The sequence below is a fragment of the Ensifer oleiphilus genome (assembly GCF_013371465.1).
Lineage (GTDB): Bacteria > Pseudomonadota > Alphaproteobacteria > Rhizobiales > Rhizobiaceae > Ensifer > Ensifer oleiphilus.
Map to the genome: position 1 here is coordinate 39,872 of NZ_JABWDU010000007.1, position 16,563 is coordinate 56,434.

The following is a 16,563-nucleotide window of genomic DNA, read 5'->3' on the forward strand; positions in this document are numbered from 1 at the left end:
GTGGTCCTCCAGACCGTCTTTTGTTTTTCTCAGTGGTTGAGAACAGCGCGCAGGAATCCCCGTGTCCGTTCTTCCTTGGGATTGTCGAAGATTTCGCCGGGCGTGCCCTGTTCGATGATGCGGCCGCCATCCATGAAGATGACGCGGTCGGCCACCTGCCGGGCAAAGCCCATCTCGTGCGTGACCACGATCATCGTCACGCCGGTACCGGCAAGCCTCTTCATCACATCCAGCACCTCGCCGACCATTTCCGGGTCAAGCGACGATGTCGGCTCATCGAACAGCATCACCTTTGGCTCCATCGCTAAAGCGCGGGCAATCGCAACGCGTTGTTGTTGTCCGCCCGACAGCTTTCCTGGATATTTCTCCGCCTGTTCGGCAATGCCGACACGGGCCAGAAGCTCGCGCGCCTTGCGCTCGGCATCGGCCGATTTCGTGCCGCGTACTCGCATCGGGGCGAGCATGACGTTTTTCAGAACCGTTAGGTGCGGGAAGAGGTTGAAGGATTGGAACACCATGCCCACTTCGGCCCGCACCTTTGCCAGCGCCTTGCCCGGTCCAACGGTGACACCATCGACCACAATGCTGCTATCGCTGGAAAAAGCCTCAAGCCGGTTGATGCAGCGGATGAGGGTGGACTTGCCAGAACCGGATGGCCCGATGACGCAGACGACTTCCCCCTCGTCGATGTCGAGATCGATGCCGTGCAGCACAGTAAATATGCCGTAGGCTTTTTTCAGATTGGTGATCTGGATGAGCGGTCTCATGCGCGCTTCTCCCCGCCGAAGCGTTTTTCAAGGCGCGCAACGATGCTGACCAGCGGCCAGAGCAGGGCAACATAGATCAGTGCCGCGCCGATCAGCGGCGTCGGATTGGCTGAGAGGGCTTGCGCCTGGGTGGCCTGTTTTAGAAGATCGGGCATGGCGACGACGGAGGCGAGGGCGGTGTCCTTAAGTACATTGATGCAATTGTTGGTGAGCGGGGGAATGACGATCTTGATGGCTTGCGGCAGGATCACGTCGATCATCATGTGGCGGCTCGAAAGCCCCAGCGCCTGCGATGCCTCGAACTGGCCATGTGGAATGGCCTCGATGCCGGCACGGAAAATCTCAGCTGTATAGGCCGATGACACCAGGGTCAGTGCCACGACGGCGGAGACAAAAGGCGAGAACCGGATGCCGACGAAGGGCAGGGCGTAATAGACGACGATCAGCAGCACCAGGAGAGGGATCGAGCGGAAGATGTCGATATAGATCTTTGCGAGGAACGGAACCGGGCCGGCTCCGTAAAGCCGGACGAGCGCCAGAAACAGGCCGCCGACCAGGCCGACAATGATGCTTGTGATGCCGATTTCCAGCGTCACCAAAAGCCCGGATAAAAGCAGCGGGAAGGTTTCGATCAGGATCGGTATATTGAAGAAGGTATTGAGCAGATTCATGAGGCCACCGGCTTTGGATGTGATGGCGGCGCGCTGACGCCGTCATCACATGGGATCACGGTTTACTTCGCGGACGGCATATCCATGACCATAACGCTCGATGTCGTGTCTTCGGCCTTGGCGCCGAACCAGGTCTCGTGCAGCTTGGCGACGAACCCTTCCTTCTTCAGCGTCGAAATGACCGCATTGACCTCTGTAGCCAATGGATCGCCCTTATTGAACATGACGGAGTATTTCTCGCCCGTCGTTATGCGCTCCACCACCTTCAGTTCCGGCTTGTCCTTCACGTAGTACTGAAGTGCCGGAATGTCGCTGATATAGCCGTCGATGCGGCCAGCAGCCAGGTCTAGCATGGCGGGCGACAGGCCCTCGAACTTGCGGATTTCGCCAAGTTTGTACTTTGCCGTATTGGTTGTCGCCCACATGTCGCCGGTCGAGCCTGTATCGACGCCGACGACTTTGCCTTCCATAGCCGGAACTCCAGAAATGCCGCTGGAGGCCAACACTGTCAACGACTGGTCACTGTCATAATATGGCTGCGCGAAAGTGACGGATTCCAGGCGCTTTTCGGTGATCGTGATGGACGAGACGGCCATGTTGATGCGGCCGGACTGCACGGCGGAAAACAGCCCGCTGAAGGGGATGTTGACAAATTCGACCGACTTGCCGAGCCGCTTGCCGATTTCGGTCACGAGATCGATCTCAAAGCCGACGGTCTTGCCCGATGCATCCTGAAATTCCCATGGGACATTGCCAATATTTGCGCCGACGGTGAGGTCGGCTGCGATGGCCGAGGATGCAAAACCCGCCGTAGCAAGCAGGGCTGATAGGATGGTGGACTTGATGAGGGTGAGCGTTTTCATGAGGTTCCCCTTGATTTTTTGGCCTTAACACGTTTACGCTTGTTTTCTGGTCTAACTGGTCAGACCGGTCCGACCAAGGAAGCATGCCTCTTTGGCAATTGCAAGATATGCTGCCAATAAAATAGACTGTGCGAGATAATAGGCGGTGCGCTATTGCGCATGGCGCCAATGGGACGGATGGATCACACGAGAATGCTGAACAGAACCTTGGTCCCTCAGTCGGTCGCCCGCGAAATCCAGAGCATGATCCAGGATGGCACTCTTCAGCTTGGCGAGAAGATTCCATCGCAACGGGAGTTCTCGCAGAAATTCGGCATCAGCCGGGCGTCGCTGCGCGAGGCCTTGTTGACCCTAGAGACACTTGGCTTGCTGAAGACAGAGGCGGGACGTGGGACATTCGTTTCAGGCGGTCCATCCTCGGTATCCAACCATATGGCGCCCTGGCGCTATTCTGGCAGTTATTCGGTGTTCGACGTCTTTCAGACCCGCATTATGCTGGAGGGGCAGATCGCCAGTCTTTCAGCCGGTAGGCTCATGGCAAGCCAGTTGGAGCAGATGGAGGATGCTACTCGGCAGATGGAAGAGTGCTGGGCGAAAGGTGATCTCTTGGCCAATGTCGAAGCGGACTTGGACTTCCATGCGATCATTGCATCGGCCTGCAGCAATACCATGCTGCGAGCACTCTATCAAACCGTGCGCGATCAAATCACGGAAACCCAGCGACAGCCTATCCCCATTACCGACCCTGCCCGCATGACCGCGTCCATCGCAGAGCACCGTCGCATCATTGCGGCCCTTCGTTCCAATGATCCTACCGCCGCGCGTGCTGAAATGGAAATGCACATCCGCAACACCGCACATTGTGCGGGGCTCGAGCCTTAAAGACATTGGCTAGGAGCTTGCTCCCTGAACAGTTAGCTTAGGCTTATCAGAAATGCTTGGCCACCCTAACGTTCCGTTTATCAGTCCGACCGCAAATCCCGGGAACCGAATTCACATCTAAATTGAGGGACGCGATGACCCGCGGTTCCGGGGATATCGCGGCCAGATCAATCTCGGTTTCATCCGCCCGGTCGAGAACATCAGCTCCCTCCGGTTCTTCTCGATCGCGCATGAACGCTACCTGTTGGCGGTGGAGAAAAGGAGCGCGTTGCTTTCCCGCAGCGAGATTGGCATCGAGGATCTTAAGGGTGAGAAGATCATCTCGTTCTCGCGGCAGAACCTGTCCTACACGGAACGCTATTTCGCGGAGAAGTTCGAGGAGCACGATCTTGCAAAGAGCGTTGCGTACTCGCTGGTGTCGCTTGTCTCGGCCGGACTTGGCATGGGCTTTGCGCCGGAATGGACGCTGGATCTGACCAATCGCAATTTCGAGCTCAGGAAGGTGAGGGATGTCGACTTCAGGATCGGGCTTGGGGTTGCGTGGTCCAAGGATGATCCGACGCCCGTGATGACATCATCGATATCGCGCGGTCGCTGGTCAGGGTGGGAAGGTGAGGGACGACCTTGCGTTGATCGCTACCATTGCTGCCACACGGCCGCGCAGCTCGAAAGATGTGGCGCGAGGCGCATAACCTCTAAAGCGCCGTGGTCACGACCTGAGTTGCGACGTCGATCAGGCCCCTAGAGCGAAGTTTGCAAGCTGGCTCGGACTCGTATGCGACCTTGGCGCATGCCATTTTCATGCGATGCGCTCGTATTGCTGACAGGCGGTGGATTGCCATGGATCGCAACGAGGAGCCGGGTTACTTCTTGTTCAATTCCTCTGCTTGCCACCTCGTACTCGAATAGAAGTCTTTGGTCTGGCTGCTCCGGCTCTCGCAATTCCTCCAACCGCGCGGCTGCGAGTGCGTATGCCTCAAAAAGGTCGTTAAGCTCCGCCGAACGGGGCTCGGTTTCGATCGCGCGCCGAAACTTCGGCATCCTCGCACTCAAACGGTGACGTCCTAGTTCCCTGAGCTTCTGCATTTCCCTCTCCCTTTTGGTGAAATCTAAGAAGGCGCCGCCAAGGATGAGTTAAGCTGAAAATTCAATTGCGAGAGATCTCGCTATTTAGCCGACAAGCCAAAATCATGATCGCAAGCATCAATGCGCCCGATCAATGACCTGCTCAGTCGTGTCGCGGCGCTGGGAATATCACGGGACTTGGGCGCCCTCTTCACGACCTGCGTTAAGACCGCGACCACTAGACTAGTCAACGCCACGGCGGTTCCGTCTTGTTATGATCCATAACCCCCGAGCGCCGTCGTCGGTCGACCGCCGAGAAGCTCGCCCTCGTTCAGGAGACGTATGAAGCGGATGCGACGGTCACCATCGTCGCGCGGCGTCACGGCATCCAGTCGAACCAGCTGTTCAATTGGCGCAAGCCTTCCGAGCGTAGCGAGCAGCATAAGGGGCATGGGTTGGAACATGTGAGGTTGCCACTGCGTCGGCGCGGCCCTCGCCCTGGCAACCGCTTTCGGATCGGTCGCCGCTGGCGCTGCGGCGTGGGCTGCGAAGGCCGCGTTGCGCGCAACAGCAAAGCCAAGTTCGCCGTTTGCCCAACAGCGGGCGGCAACTACGGCTTGTCTGGGCCGGGATCGAGTGGGCATTGTGTATTAGACGCAAGGTTCCGCAGCCTAGAAGTCGCATTTCACAGGTACCAATATGCGAATGCTGTTCGGCGAAGCCCCGGCGCCAATGTGCCGGGGCTTCGCGGCATTCCGGCCCAATCTACGCGCCATCTTGATCAGAGCGCTTCCATTTTTCAGGGGCCGAAATATGGGTTTAAGCCGACGAACTCAAGCGGTGGTGACGTTTTCGGCTTTCGATTTGCCTGTCTTGCGATCTTGGCCGAGTTCATACGTGACTTTCTGGCCTTCACGCAGCGAGCCGCCGTAGCCGATGGCAGACACATGCACGAACACATCAGCGCCGCCGTTGTCTGGAGTGATGAAGCCGAAACCCTTGTCCTGATTGAAAAACTTAACGGTACCTGATGCCACGGTGTCCCCCTGGTGCTATGGCCTAATTGCCGGCAAAACCTTAGCGACGGAAGCGGGCAGCGGCAAACGGGAATGTGGCGCAGGAGTTATCTTTCCATCAGTCGCATACACGCTCGCGTCGAGCGATGCCGGCGGATGTCAGTCGCGCGAGGATTGTTCGACTTATGCCAAGCGAAAACGGACCTTCGGACCGCCGCTCAAGTACCGCGGTGTTCGCGGAGTTCAATCGGGCTTCCCGTTGCGGCTGCGCTTCTGGAGCAGTTTCACATATTTACGCCGGATATCGTCGACGGATACGTCACCATTGATCCAGAGCTGTAACAGTGCGTGGAATTCGGGGTGATCGTCGATCGGAAAACCGAAATCGCGCCACTTGGCTAGAGCGCGATTGGCGATGTCTTTGCGGTTCGTCGTATTTCTCCATTCGCTTTCGCATGCGTTCCGCTGGCGCAGATTCGTTCGTCTGCGACAGCGCCACGCAATGTAGCATCGATATTGCCGATGTCCGGCATTGGCCGGTGCAATCATTGACTCTGCGCTTTGCCCATCGGAAAAGTATGTAGGCTTAGAGAGGGATTAAAACTCATGGCAGACGAGATTAAACCGGACGACGACGCTGTCGTCGCCGAAGCGACCACGCCGGTAGAGGTGGCAGCGCCCAAGAAGCGCGGTCCGAGGGCGAAGAAGGTTGCTTCTGACGTGGCCTCAGAGGAGGCGGGCGCGCCGAAGGTCAAGAGAGGCAGGAAGCCTAAGGCGAAGCCGACCGAGATGAAAGATGCGCAGCAGTCTCCGGCGGCTGCCAAGACCAGAGCCAAGGGTGTCGAAAAGGCCGGCGCAAAAAGCGCGGCCCCAAAAGCGGCGGCTGAAGCCCCGATTTCCGTCCTGGACGAAATCGCCGCTCTTCTTCAGCTCGAAGAAGAGAATGCACGGCTGCGCAAGGCACTCGGTGAAAAACTGCGGGCGGAGAATGCCGATCTCCGTAAACGCCTCGGGCTTGCCTGATGCATATCCTGAGAGGCCGATCGTTTCCGCGATCGGCCATCGTCATCACATCGCAAGGACGGGCTGCCAAAGCCCGGGATGACGAGGCACTATGAAATCACCATGGAAGTTTCTGCTTGATCTGGCGTCTCGAGGAACTGCCACCGAGCAAGCAAAGAACGCGCCCGAGATCGAGACCAAGAAACCGGAGGTACTCCCGGCCCCCGCTGTGGGAGCACCAATAGCCTCGATCGTTGAGGCGGCGACTTCGACGGATACCGTGGCGAATGGATCGGCAAACGATCGCGTCCTCGAAGCAGCTCCCATTGTTGAGGAAACAGTCGGTCGCAACGCACCCTCAACCGACCTCGCTGATCAGGCACCGGCCCACGACCAACAAAATCCGTCCGAAGACAGTCCAATCAAGCGGCAAACTCGGCTCAAACGATCGATCGCCCGGAATGTTGCGCCGGCCACTCGGGTCGAGTATGGCTCTGGAAACGCCCACGTTCCTGCGCCGCAAATGACCTTCTCTGAAGAGGTTCTGGCCCTGGAGGAGGATATTGGGCAACTGAGGCGGCAGCTGGCAGAAAAACTGACTTCGCAGAACGCCCAACTCAAAAAGATGCTTGAGCGGTTTTAATGCGCCGTGCCCGGCCAACGCTCCCGACCAGTGGACACCGATGAAACCACACCAGCGAAAGTTTATCGTCGAATTCAAATCGCCCCGCCGACGCTCGACAATCCGGCCAGCCTCTATTTGGGGCGATACTGATCTAAAGGCGCTTGTGCGCAAGTCGGAGAGCGAGGCTCCGCACCTGTTTGCAGCGGTCGACCAACCGGCGGGTATTGGTCCGGGGCCGAGCGCTGCGGTCGGCGTTGAAATTGAAAGCGTGCTCGATAGCGTCTCACACGTTGCCGATGCCATTGCCGCGCCGCAAGAGGTTACTGTTCCGCCGGATCGCGCTGAAGACGCTTCAGCCTTGCACGCAGATGTGATCCCTGCGACGAAGACGGCGCCGCAACTTTACAAGGTCCCGCGGCAAGCGCGTGGACGCCGCGCACGAAGCAACGCCAGTGAGGCTCCGATTCAAGTTTCGGTTGACGATCTCGCCGCGCTTGAGGAAGAAAATCGCAGATTAAAAGCGCTACTGGCGCATCGGCTGCGCCAGGAAAATGCTCGGCTTGGAAGCATGCTCGCACGGTTCAAATGAGCAATCTGATCTCCGGCCGAAGTGACGGCTCTTGTGGCCGCTTGCGACCGCCGCGAAGCTTCTTATCTGATTGCCATCCTACCGCCAATAGCTTCTCCCTGTGTCGACCGACGATCGGCCCATAACGTAACCAATCGCGAACGCGAGAAGGCCAATCGTCATCGTCACGCCGGTTGCAGTGTATGGGTGTTGAACCGCCCCGGCCGCCAGCGCGTTCGCTTCACGACTGACGGCGTCGGTGGCTGTCTTCGCGATCTTGCGGGCACCTGTCGGTGGTTCAGTTGGTGTGCCGGTGAAGCCGGCGCTCAATTCGTCTTTGGCCATTTCTGTTTCTCCTGTTGGGCTGTGGGAGAAACTGATGACGCGGCGAGAGGTTCCTAAGCCGCAACGCCGTGTCCAACGGCGACGGCACCTGGAGCATTGGTCTTCCCCGTTCATGGGGGGGCAGCCGGGCAGGGTCATTGTGAACGTCACAAAGAGGAGTTTGCTATGAAAAGGCTCTTATCTGTCTTCGCAGCGATTGGTCTGGCTGCGTCTTTCGCCATGCCGCTAAGCGCCGCTCCGGTTTTCGTGCCAAAACCCGAACAGGTGCAGACAAACACTGTCGAACAAGTCAAGCACCGTGGCCATCGGCATTGGCGCGCGGATCGCCGATGGGATAGACGGCACGCTTGGCGTGACTGCCGCTACTACGGTGGATGCTACCCGCGTCATTACGGGTATTATGGCGGCTACCGTGATCGCGGCTACTATGGCTACAACGACAACTACCGCTACCAGCGTCGATCAGGCGTCACCGTCTACTTCAATTTTTAGCGGGAAGCGCGATAGCACATCAATGCACCAACCCCGAACGGCGCCGGATGAACAGCAAATTCAACAGGTCGGCGAGATCGTCGGCCTGCGCCATCTGCGGGCCAACTTGCTCGACCTCGTTCACAAGCGCTCGCATGCCAGTGAAGATGTCGTACACCGTCCGCGTGCCGCCTGATTCTTTGCGAAGGTCGTAGGCATTCTCTGTCATGGGATTCCTCGCTGATGGTCGAGGGCATTTTGGCATTCACGCGGCCGATGGCGAATTCTCCGCGGGAAGCATATGCTGGTCTGGTTATGGTAACCGCTGCGATTTGGTTCAAAAAAATCAGGAGAATACGCGCTCCTCGAGATAGTGAGCGATCCTGTCACGCATGGCATTGGAAGGCGGGGTAGCATGCGCGACTTCGCGTGGGCGGCTCTCGCGCAACGGCGCGGATTTCCTGTTCGGCTCCACGCCTGCCGGAAGTTGCCGTGCTTAAAGCTGTGAGTGAGACAGCCGAACGCTTAAACCAGGTTTGGTGGTCGCTGCCCGAACGTGCCGTCATTCCGGGAATAGTGCTGGAAAGGGTGGACACCCACATAAAGCTCATGACGCCAAGACTCGGCACTTGCGCTGATTGGCGATGGTGTCGTCCCCTAGACGTTTATAAACCGTTCGCAGTTGCTTGCTAGATGTGCCTAGCGGGTCGAGGGTTGAATTCCGTTCAAGACCCAACATCGGTGAGTTGTAATGACGGGACTTGGTCTCTGGAACCTCGGCGAACCAACGTCCTGACCTGCACAACAACGAACAAACGGTACTCACACATTGGGAGCCCCCGAAGCCAGGACCCCGATGCAATTTCGGCCAATCACTACTGCAGAAATCGGCTTAGGCTGGTTTCCATTGCTGCCGGACGCTCTGCCAAGAAAAGGCGCGTCGTCACGTTCGACGGGCTGTGCTAGACCTTTCTGTCTTCGTCGTTTTGAGAGACGGATCGGCGATTTCGCAGATCCGGCGTTAAGAGATGCGGACCGCGGGCTAATTCCGAAGCCGCTTGTCTCTTCCTCAACTGCTCCGGCGATGCTGCAGCGTAAAGCGGGTGTCGATCGTCAATTGCCTCTCGGGCTTTTCGCCGTTGAGGTGATCTTCGATCAGCCGCGCGGCTTCGCGGCCGATGAGGTCGCCGGAGGGGCGGATCGTGGTGAGCGGCGGGTTGCAGGCGGCGCTGAAGCTCAGGTCGCCGAAGCCAACTACGGCGAGCCGCTCAGGCACGGCGACCCCCAGGCGATTGCAGGCGAAGAGAGCACCGAGCGCAATATGATCGTTAGAGCAGGCGATGCCGTCGGCATTGGGATAAAGCCTAAGCGCTTCGGAAAGCAGCATGGCGCCGATCTCGGCGGAAGCGGTGTCGGGATGTTCCACGACTTGAGCCGCTGCGCCGCCGGTGCGCGCGGCTTGCAAGAAGCCGTCGCAGCGTTGCTTGGCGCGACGGTCCTGGTGCATGCGCGCGCCGAGGAAGACCAGGTTGCGGCGGCCTTGCTGGATGAGGTGCGCGGCGGCGGCGATGCCGACCTGGTCGTGATGGAAGCCGATGGCGGAATCGATCTGCGGTCCGCCCAATTCCCAGATCTCGATGACAGGGATGGTGACGTTGGCGAGCAGGCGGCGGGTCGACGCGCTGTGGGAAAGGCCGGTCAGGACGATGGCAGCCGGGGCCCAGGAGAGCGCCATGCGCACCAGTTCCTCCTCCTCGAGTTCGTCATACTCCGTATGGCCGAGGATGAGCTGCAGGCGCTGCTTCTTCAGCGCGGCCTGCATGGCGGAAACCGTCTCGGCGAAGAAGGCATTGCGCACTGACGGCACAATGATGCTGACGGCGCGGGAGGAGGCGGCTGCGAGCCCGCCGGCCATGAGGTTCGGCACATAGTTGAGCTTGTCGATCGCTCGGCTGATCGCCTGGCTCGCGCTTGGGGAGACCGCATCCGGCTTGCGCAGGAAGAGCGAAACCGTGGAGGGTGAGACATTGGCCAGTTCGGCCACGTCGGTCATCGTCACGGACTGCATCTTGCGGCGATTGCGTGGTTTTCTAACGATTCTTTCCATGCCTATCTCCGTAGCGCTATTATAGTATTTATAGCATGTGTTTTGGCGTGCAGCAACGAAAAAGAAGTGCAGCTATTTGCTCAATATCATGAAAATGCTGCGATATTTCGGATGGTTTGCTTCTTTTCATTTCGGTGCGTGGCAAAAAATAAGTTTTTCGCTGCTGCTTGCATGATCAAAATCGTAGCGCTATGATTGGCCATCACATCGGGGAAGCCCCGTTGCGCGCTTGGGAGAGAGGAATGGCTTCTGTCAGCCTGCGAAAGCTGGAAAAGAGTTACGGTGCGCTCAGCATCGTCAAGGGTATCGACCTGGAGATCGGTGACGGCGAATTCGTCGTCTTTGTCGGGCCGTCGGGGTGCGGCAAATCGACGACGCTGCGCATGGTTGCCGGCCTTGAAAGTATCAGCGGCGGCGAGATCCGCATCGGCGAGACGCTAGTCAACCGCCTGCCGCCGCGCGAGCGCGACATCGCCATGGTGTTCCAGGACTATGCGCTGTATCCGCACAAGACGGTGCGCGAGAATATGGGCTTCAGCCTGAAGGTGCGCGGCATCCCGGCGCGCGATTCTGAGGCGCGCATCAACGAGGCCGCAGAAATGCTCGGCATCGGTCATCTGCTAGAGCGGCGTCCAGGCCAGCTTTCCGGCGGCCAGCGCCAGCGCGTCGCCATGGGTCGCGCCATCGTGCGCCGCCCAAAGGTTTTTCTTTTCGACGAGCCGCTCTCCAACCTTGACGCCAAGCTGCGCGGCCAGGTGCGCACCGAGATCAAGCGCCTGCACCAGCAGATCGGCACGACGATCATCTATGTCACGCATGATCAGGTCGAGGCGATGACGCTCGCCGACCGCATCGTTATCCTCAAGGGTGGTGATATCGAGCAGGTCGGCACGCCGGACGAGGTCTACAATCGGCCGCAGAGCGTCTTCGTCGGTGGCTTCGTCGGCTCGCCGGCGATGAATTTCGCCAAGGCGAAGGTCGAGGCAGGCTGTCTCGTCTTTTCCAATGGAAACAGGCTGGCGCTGTCAGCCGTGCGGCCGGGCCGCGATCAGGGGCTCAACGGATGCGAGGTCGTCGTCGGCATCCGACCGGAGCATTTTGGCCCGGTCGTCGATCCCGCAGTCGCGCTGTCGGCGCGCGTGCAGGTCGTCGAACCGCTTGGCTCCGACACGCTGGTTCACTTCGATGTCGGTGGTGACATGCTGACCGCCCGCATGCCGCCGGAGGCGCGGCCGGAAGCTGGTTCGGAATTTCGCATCGGCGTCGATCCCACTAAAATCCACCTTTTCGATGCCGCGAGCGAACGCGTCATCAACTAAATGCCAAGCGCCCTGCACAACTGATCAACGGGAGGATAGAATGAATATCAGGTTCATGGCGGCCGCGCTCGCCGCTGCAAGCATGCTCGGTTCCATCACGCCGGCTTTTGCCGATACGGAACTGAAGATCTTCGTTTCCAGCCAGCACCAGCCGGATGTCTGGCGCAAGGTGCTCGACAAGTACGAGGCTGCCAATCCCGGCGTGAAAGTCGCGATCGAAACCGGTGGCAACACCTCCGAAGCGCAAGCGCAATATCTCAACACCGTCATGTCAGCGAAAGATCCGAACCTCGACATCCTGATGCTCGACGTCATTCGCCCGGCACAATACGCCGCCGCCGGCTGGACGTCTTCCTTCGAAGGCAAGGACATGTCGGTCTACCTGCCGGCCTATGTCGAAGCCAATACGGTGGACGGCAAGATCGTGGCGCTGCCGGCCTTCGCCGACGCGATGTTCCTTTACTACCGAAAGGACCTGCTCGACAAATACGGTATCGCCCCGCCGAAGACCTGGGAAGAGCTGGCTGCGGCCACTAAGAAAATCGCCGAGGGCGAGAAGAATCCTGAGCTTCAAGGCCTCTCCTTCCAGGGCAAGGCGATCGAGGGCGCGGTCTGCACGTTCCTGCTTCCCTACTGGAGCCAGGGAAAGAACCTCGTCGAGAACGGCAAGCTCACCTTCGACCACGACGCCGCAGTCACGGCGCTGAAACTGTGGAAGGACTTCGTCGATACCGGCGTCGCCAAGAAGAACATCGCGGAAGTTGCCACCGACGACACGCGCAAGGAATTCCAGGCCGGCAGCGCGGCCTTCGCGGTGAACTGGTCCTATGCCTGGACCCATTTCCAGGGTGCCGAATCCGTCGTTGCCGGCAAGGTCGGCGTGACGCGCCTTCCCGCCCTTGGCGGCGGCGAGCAGGCAAGCTGCCTCGGCGGATGGGAATGGGGCGTTTCGGCCTATTCCACTCATCAGGAGGAGGCAAAGAAGCTGGTTGAGTACCTGACGAGCGAGGACGTCTCCGTCTTCATGGCGGCGAACGGCTCGCTGCTGCCCACCTATGCCGCCGCCTACAAGAATTCCGAGGTTCTGAAGGCCGTACCGTGGTTCGCCGATGCGCTGCAGGTCGTAGAGACCGCCAAGTCCCGCCCGGTGACGCCGCGCTACAATGAGGTGAGTGAGGTCATCCGCACGACGGTCAACGCGGTGCTTGCCGGCGTCACTACGCCGGAAGACGGCGCCAGCCAGATCGAGGCCCGCCTGAAGCGTATCCTGCGCTGATCGGAACTGCCGGAAGGGTTTTCCTTCCGGCACCCCAACCTGAACCGTCGGGAGTTGCACCGGTGACAAACACCTCCACCCTCATTGCGGCACGCCCCGCCGATCGCGGCCCGCCGGCCTGGACGCGCTGGCTCGATCTTGGCGACCGGGCGCTCGCCGTGGTCCTGCTTGCGCCCGCGGCCATCCTTCTCGCGCTGATCATCGTCTATCCGGTGCTGCGCCTCGGCTATACCAGCTTCTTCAGCCTGTCATTGACGTCAGGCCTGCCGGGGGAGTTCGTCGGGCTGGAAAATTACAGCCTGATGCTGGAAGACCCGGTTTTTTGGGAAACCACCTGGAACACCGTGCTCATCACACTCATTACCGTGCCCGGCGCTCTCCTGGCCGGGCTGGCACTGGCCCTGCTCGCGAACCTCCCCTTCGGCGTGCAGTGGCCGGTGCGCCTATCCCTGCTCATCCCTTGGGCGCTGCCGCTTTCGTTCGCCGGCCTGATCTTCGCCTGGTTCTTCCATTCGGAATACGGCGTCGTCAACGACGTACTGAACCGCATGGGTTTCGAGGGCATCATCTGGTTCAACTCGCCGAACTGGGCCTTCGCCGCCATCTGTCTGACGATCATCTGGAAGACCTCGTCGTTCATGGCGCTGATCATCCTTGCCGGCCTCCAGACGATCCCGCGTTCGCTCTATGAGGCAGCCGATGTCGACGGCGCCGGCCGCATCCGCCAGTTCTTCGAGATCACGCTGCCGCTCCTGAAACCCTCCATCGTCGTGGCGCTGATCTTCCGCACCATCACGGCACTGCAGACCTTCGACATTCCCTACATGATGACCGGCGGCGGCCCCGGCACTTCCACTGCCACGCTCGCCATGTACATCCACCAGAACACGGTCTCCTTCCTAGACCTCGGCTACGGATCGGCGCTCGCCGTCGTGATGTTCGCCCTGTCGATGTGCGTGACCGCCGTCTATCTCCGCGCCATCCGGACCAAGGAGTAAGCCATGAGCGCAGTCGCTAACCCCGGTTTCTCCTCGCTCCTCTCCGGCCGTCCGCTGCGTTTCATCGCCGGTGGCGCGCTGATCGTGAACGGCATGTTCCCGGCGCTGTGGATCCTCTTCACCTCGCTGAAGACGGAAGCCGAACTCACCGCCAAGCCGATCACCTGGGTGCCGCATGCCCCGACGCTTTCGAACTACATGCAGGCCTTCTCCGACCAGCCGCTGCACATCTTCCTGTTCAACAGCTTCATGGTGGCGCTGCTTTCCACCGGTCTGACGCTGCTCGTCTCGGTGCTGGCGGCCTATGCGCTGGCGCGGCTGAACCTACGCTATCGCGGCCTCATCCTGTCTCTAATCATCGCCGTCTCCACGTTCCCGCTGGTGACGCTTCTCGTGCCGCTCTTCGAAATCATGCGCACGCTGAACCTACTCAACACCTGGGTCGCGCTGGTGCTGCCCTATACGGTGCTGTCGCTGCCGGTCTGCACGCTGATGCTCGTCTCCTTCTTCGAGGGCATCCCGCGCGATCTCGAAAACGCGGCGATGATCGACGGTTGCACGCGCATGGGGGCGTTGTTCAAGGTGGTCGTACCGCTCTGCGCGCCGGGCGTCTTTACCGCCGGCATCCTGGCCTTCGTCAATGCCTGGGACGAGTTCCTGCTGGCGCTCTCCTTCAATTCCAACCCGACGCTGCGCACGCTCCCAGTCGGCATCCAGCTCTACCAGGGCGAGTTCGCCTTCCCCTGGCCGGTCATCTCCGCAGCCCTCGTTGTCGGCATCGTGCCGGTCGCCGTTCTGATCGTCATCTTCCAGGAACGTGTCGTCTCTGGCCTCACCGCTGGGGGGATCAAGGGATGAGGAAGCGTGACCTTTCGGAGCTGCGCAGCCAGCGCTGGTTTGCCTCCGACGACATGCGGGCCTTCGCGCACCGCCAGCGCACCCAACAGATGGGTATGCGCCGCGAAGAATTCATGGGCCGGCCGGTCATCGGCATCATCAACACCTGGAGTGAGATGAGCCCCTGCCACGCGCATCTCCGCGACCGGGCCGAGGCCGTCAAGCGCGGCGTCTGGCAGATGGGCGGCTATCCCGTCGAATTGCCGGCGATCTCTGTCGGCGAAGTCATGGTCAAGCCGACGACGATGCTCTATCGCAATTTCCTCGCAATGGAATGCGAGGAACTGCTGCGCTGCCACCCGATCGACGGCGCCGTGCTGCTCGGCGGCTGCGACAAGTCCACCCCGGCGCTGCTGATGGGCGCCTTCTCGATGGATATTCCCGTGATCTTCTGCCCCGCCGGACCGATGTCGAACGGCCAGTGGCGCGGCGTGAAGACTGGCGCGGGCACCCACACCAAGAAATACTGGGACGAGCTTCGCGCCGGCAACATCACCCGCGAGGACTGGGTGGACCTCGAAAGTCGCATGACGCGCTCGCCCGGTACCTGCAACACCATCGGCACCGCCTCGACCATGACTTCCATAGTCGATGCGATGGGCATGACGCTCTCTGGTGCCTCCTCCATCCCCGCCGTCGATTCCGGTCATACGCGCATGGCGTCCGCCTGCGGCGTGCGTATCGTCGAAATGGTCTGGGAAGACCTGAAGCCGTCAAAAATCCTCGACCGAGATAGTTTTTTGAACGGCCTCGTCGCCTATATGGCGCTCGGTGGTTCCACGAATGCCGCCGTGCATCTCATCGCCATGGCCAAGCGCGTCGGCGTGCAGCTGACGCTGGACGACATGGCAGCAATGGCCGGCAAGGTCCCGGTGGTCGCCAATGTCTTCCCGTCAGGCGAATATCTGATGGAGGACTTCTATTTTGCCGGCGGCATCAATGCGCTGCTGAAAAAACTGTCGCAGCACCTCAACCTCGACCGCCCGACCGTCAATGGCCGCTCGCTCGGTGAGAACATCGCGTCGGCCGATTGCTGGAACGACGAGGTGATCCGCGGCGAGGACAACCCCGTCGTGCCGCTCTCGCGCGGCAAGACGCTGGAAGTCCTGCGCGGCAATCTCGCGCCGAACGGCGCTGTAATGAAATCCTCCGCCGCCAATCCGAAATTCCTGAAGCATGTCGGTCCGGCCATCGTCTTCGATGATCCGCGCACGATGAACAAGACGCTCGACGACCCAGATCTCGACATCACGGAAGATACCGTCATCGTGCTGCGCAATGCCGGCCCGGTCGGTGCGCCCGGCATGCCGGAATGGGGCAACCTGCCGATCCCGAAGAAACTGCTGAAGCAGGGCGTGCGCGACATGGTTCGCATCTGCGACGGCCGAATGAGCGGCACCCACTACGGTACCTGCATCCTGCACGTCTCGCCGGAAGCCGCCATCGGGGGGCCGCTGGCACTGCTCAGGACCGGCGACCTGATCGACCTCGATGTCGGCGCCGGCACCATCAACATGCGGGTTTCCGATGATGAGCTGGCGCGCCGTCGCGCCGAGTGGAAGCCGTCCGCTCCTATCTACGAACGCTCCTTCGCCGCCCTCTACCAGCGCCATGTCAGCCAGGCGCACGAGGGCTGCGACTTCGACTTCTTGACCGGCACACAAGCCGTGCCCGAACCGCCGATCTACTGA

Annotated in this window: 18 protein-coding genes and 3 pseudogenes; 12 read left to right on the forward strand and 9 right to left on the reverse strand. The window is 60.1% G+C overall.

Annotation, left to right across the window (positions count from 1 at the left end):
- Positions 1–29: 29 nt before the first annotated feature.
- The 3 genes from HT585_RS23240 to HT585_RS23250 form a co-directional block, all read right to left on the reverse strand.
- A complete protein-coding gene (locus tag HT585_RS23240; RefSeq protein ID WP_176355176.1) occupies positions 30–767 on the reverse strand; it encodes an amino acid ABC transporter ATP-binding protein in 738 nt (245 codons plus the stop codon).
- Positions 764–1,438 carry an amino acid ABC transporter permease gene (locus HT585_RS23245; protein WP_176355177.1) on the reverse strand — a complete coding sequence of 225 codons (675 nt, stop codon included), beginning with the start codon at positions 1,436–1,438 and terminating at the stop codon, positions 764–766. Before HT585_RS23245 ends, HT585_RS23240 begins: the two co-directional genes overlap by 4 nt.
- A gap of 62 nt (positions 1,439–1,500) precedes the next feature.
- The gene (locus tag HT585_RS23250) at positions 1,501–2,301 is read right to left on the reverse strand and encodes an ABC transporter substrate-binding protein (RefSeq protein WP_176355178.1); all 801 of its coding nucleotides are present in this window, start codon (positions 2,299–2,301) and stop codon (positions 1,501–1,503) included.
- Positions 2,302–2,493: 192 nt separating this feature from the next.
- On the opposite strand from HT585_RS23250, the gene HT585_RS23255 reads away from it, so the two are divergent.
- From HT585_RS23255 to HT585_RS23265, 3 genes and pseudogenes are all read left to right on the forward strand, one after another.
- Entirely contained in the window at positions 2,494–3,183 is a 690-nt protein-coding gene (locus tag HT585_RS23255; protein ID WP_176355179.1) for a FadR/GntR family transcriptional regulator, read from the forward strand.
- A 160-nt stretch (positions 3,184–3,343) separates the two neighbouring features.
- Positions 3,344–3,798, forward strand: a pseudogene (locus tag HT585_RS23260) (LysR family substrate-binding domain-containing protein); the annotation flags it as partial.
- A 731-nt stretch (positions 3,799–4,529) separates the two neighbouring features.
- Positions 4,530–4,667 (forward strand): annotated as a pseudogene (locus HT585_RS23265) (transposase); the annotation flags it as partial.
- 78 nt (positions 4,668–4,745) lie between these two features.
- On the opposite strand, the pseudogene HT585_RS32270 reads toward HT585_RS23265, so the two are convergent.
- From HT585_RS32270 to HT585_RS23275, 3 genes and pseudogenes are all read right to left on the reverse strand, one after another.
- Positions 4,746–4,892: pseudogene (locus HT585_RS32270) on the reverse strand (putative immunity protein); the annotation flags it as partial.
- Between the two features lie 189 nt (positions 4,893–5,081).
- A complete protein-coding gene (locus HT585_RS23270; protein WP_113475883.1) occupies positions 5,082–5,285 on the reverse strand; it encodes a cold shock domain-containing protein in 204 nt (67 codons plus the stop codon).
- A 222-nt stretch (positions 5,286–5,507) separates the two neighbouring features.
- On the reverse strand, positions 5,508–5,813 hold the full coding sequence (locus HT585_RS23275; RefSeq protein ID WP_176355180.1) for a hypothetical protein: 306 nt from the start codon (positions 5,811–5,813) through the stop codon (positions 5,508–5,510).
- 57 nt (positions 5,814–5,870) lie between these two features.
- On the opposite strand from HT585_RS23275, the gene HT585_RS23280 reads away from it, so the two are divergent.
- The 3 genes from HT585_RS23280 (at position 5,871) to HT585_RS23290 (ending at position 7,480) form a co-directional block, all read left to right on the forward strand.
- Positions 5,871–6,287: a SyrB-like regulator gene (locus HT585_RS23280; RefSeq protein WP_176355181.1), complete on the forward strand. Its 417-nt coding sequence runs from the start codon at positions 5,871–5,873 to the stop codon at positions 6,285–6,287.
- Positions 6,288–6,378: 91 nt separating this feature from the next.
- Complete coding sequence (locus HT585_RS23285; protein ID WP_176355182.1) at positions 6,379–6,909, forward strand: hypothetical protein; 531 nt, start codon at positions 6,379–6,381, stop codon at positions 6,907–6,909.
- Positions 6,910–6,949: 40 nt separating this feature from the next.
- Positions 6,950–7,480: a hypothetical protein gene (locus HT585_RS23290; protein WP_176355183.1), complete on the forward strand. Its 531-nt coding sequence runs from the start codon at positions 6,950–6,952 to the stop codon at positions 7,478–7,480.
- Positions 7,481–7,558: 78 nt separating this feature from the next.
- Here the strand turns inward: HT585_RS23290 and HT585_RS23295 are convergent, their stop codons facing one another.
- Entirely contained in the window at positions 7,559–7,804 is a 246-nt protein-coding gene (locus tag HT585_RS23295) for a hypothetical protein (protein ID WP_176355184.1), read from the reverse strand.
- Positions 7,805–7,969: 165 nt separating this feature from the next.
- Between HT585_RS23295 and HT585_RS23300 the strand changes: the two genes are divergently transcribed.
- On the forward strand, positions 7,970–8,296 hold the full coding sequence (locus HT585_RS23300; protein ID WP_176355185.1) for a hypothetical protein: 327 nt from the start codon (positions 7,970–7,972) through the stop codon (positions 8,294–8,296).
- Between the two features lie 19 nt (positions 8,297–8,315).
- Here the strand turns inward: HT585_RS23300 and HT585_RS23305 are convergent, their stop codons facing one another.
- Together HT585_RS23305 and HT585_RS23310 are read right to left on the reverse strand one after the other, a co-directional pair.
- The gene (locus HT585_RS23305) at positions 8,316–8,504 is read right to left on the reverse strand and encodes a hypothetical protein (protein ID WP_176355186.1); all 189 of its coding nucleotides are present in this window, start codon (positions 8,502–8,504) and stop codon (positions 8,316–8,318) included.
- A gap of 840 nt (positions 8,505–9,344) precedes the next feature.
- Positions 9,345–10,382 carry a LacI family DNA-binding transcriptional regulator gene (locus HT585_RS23310; protein ID WP_246707871.1) on the reverse strand — a complete coding sequence of 346 codons (1,038 nt, stop codon included), beginning with the start codon at positions 10,380–10,382 and terminating at the stop codon, positions 9,345–9,347.
- Positions 10,383–10,624: 242 nt separating this feature from the next.
- Here HT585_RS23310 and HT585_RS23315 point away from each other — a divergent pair, with 242 nt between their 5' ends.
- From HT585_RS23315 to araD, 5 genes are all read left to right on the forward strand, one after another.
- Positions 10,625–11,701: an ABC transporter ATP-binding protein gene (locus HT585_RS23315; RefSeq protein WP_176355187.1), complete on the forward strand. Its 1,077-nt coding sequence runs from the start codon at positions 10,625–10,627 to the stop codon at positions 11,699–11,701.
- 40 nt (positions 11,702–11,741) lie between these two features.
- Positions 11,742–12,977, forward strand: a complete 1,236-nt coding sequence (locus tag HT585_RS23320) for an ABC transporter substrate-binding protein (protein WP_176355188.1) — start codon at positions 11,742–11,744, stop codon at positions 12,975–12,977.
- Positions 12,978–13,039: 62 nt separating this feature from the next.
- Complete coding sequence (locus HT585_RS23325) at positions 13,040–13,975, forward strand: carbohydrate ABC transporter permease (protein WP_343214070.1); 936 nt, start codon at positions 13,040–13,042, stop codon at positions 13,973–13,975.
- A gap of 3 nt (positions 13,976–13,978) precedes the next feature.
- The gene (locus HT585_RS23330) at positions 13,979–14,833 is read left to right on the forward strand and encodes a carbohydrate ABC transporter permease (protein WP_176355189.1); all 855 of its coding nucleotides are present in this window, start codon (positions 13,979–13,981) and stop codon (positions 14,831–14,833) included.
- Complete coding sequence (gene araD, locus HT585_RS23335; RefSeq protein WP_176355190.1) at positions 14,830–16,563, forward strand: L-arabinonate dehydratase; 1,734 nt, start codon at positions 14,830–14,832, stop codon at positions 16,561–16,563. The genes HT585_RS23330 and araD overlap by 4 nt, the downstream gene beginning before the upstream one ends.

Bases quoted from the DNA above. Each gene is read 5' to 3' on its own strand.
- HT585_RS23240 (WP_176355176.1), bottom strand. From the start codon at position 767: ATGAGACCGCTCATCCAGATCACCAATCTGAAAAAAGCCTACGGCATA.
- HT585_RS23245 (WP_176355177.1), bottom strand. From the start codon at position 1,438: ATGAATCTGCTCAATACCTTCTTCAATATACCGATCCTGATCGAAACC.
- HT585_RS23250 (WP_176355178.1), bottom strand. From the start codon at position 2,301: ATGAAAACGCTCACCCTCATCAAGTCCACCATCCTATCAGCCCTGCTT.
- HT585_RS23255 (WP_176355179.1), top strand. From the start codon at position 2,494: ATGCTGAACAGAACCTTGGTCCCTCAGTCGGTCGCCCGCGAAATCCAG.
- HT585_RS23275 (WP_176355180.1), bottom strand. From the start codon at position 5,813: ATGATTGCACCGGCCAATGCCGGACATCGGCAATATCGATGCTACATT.
- HT585_RS23280 (WP_176355181.1), top strand. From the start codon at position 5,871: ATGGCAGACGAGATTAAACCGGACGACGACGCTGTCGTCGCCGAAGCG.
- HT585_RS23285 (WP_176355182.1), top strand. From the start codon at position 6,379: ATGAAATCACCATGGAAGTTTCTGCTTGATCTGGCGTCTCGAGGAACT.
- HT585_RS23290 (WP_176355183.1), top strand. From the start codon at position 6,950: ATGAAACCACACCAGCGAAAGTTTATCGTCGAATTCAAATCGCCCCGC.
- HT585_RS23295 (WP_176355184.1), bottom strand. From the start codon at position 7,804: ATGGCCAAAGACGAATTGAGCGCCGGCTTCACCGGCACACCAACTGAA.
- HT585_RS23300 (WP_176355185.1), top strand. From the start codon at position 7,970: ATGAAAAGGCTCTTATCTGTCTTCGCAGCGATTGGTCTGGCTGCGTCT.
- HT585_RS23305 (WP_176355186.1), bottom strand. From the start codon at position 8,504: ATGACAGAGAATGCCTACGACCTTCGCAAAGAATCAGGCGGCACGCGG.
- HT585_RS23310 (WP_246707871.1), bottom strand. From the start codon at position 10,382: ATGGAAAGAATCGTTAGAAAACCACGCAATCGCCGCAAGATGCAGTCC.
- HT585_RS23315 (WP_176355187.1), top strand. From the start codon at position 10,625: ATGGCTTCTGTCAGCCTGCGAAAGCTGGAAAAGAGTTACGGTGCGCTC.
- HT585_RS23320 (WP_176355188.1), top strand. From the start codon at position 11,742: ATGAATATCAGGTTCATGGCGGCCGCGCTCGCCGCTGCAAGCATGCTC.
- HT585_RS23330 (WP_176355189.1), top strand. From the start codon at position 13,979: ATGAGCGCAGTCGCTAACCCCGGTTTCTCCTCGCTCCTCTCCGGCCGT.
- araD (WP_176355190.1), top strand. From the start codon at position 14,830: ATGAGGAAGCGTGACCTTTCGGAGCTGCGCAGCCAGCGCTGGTTTGCC.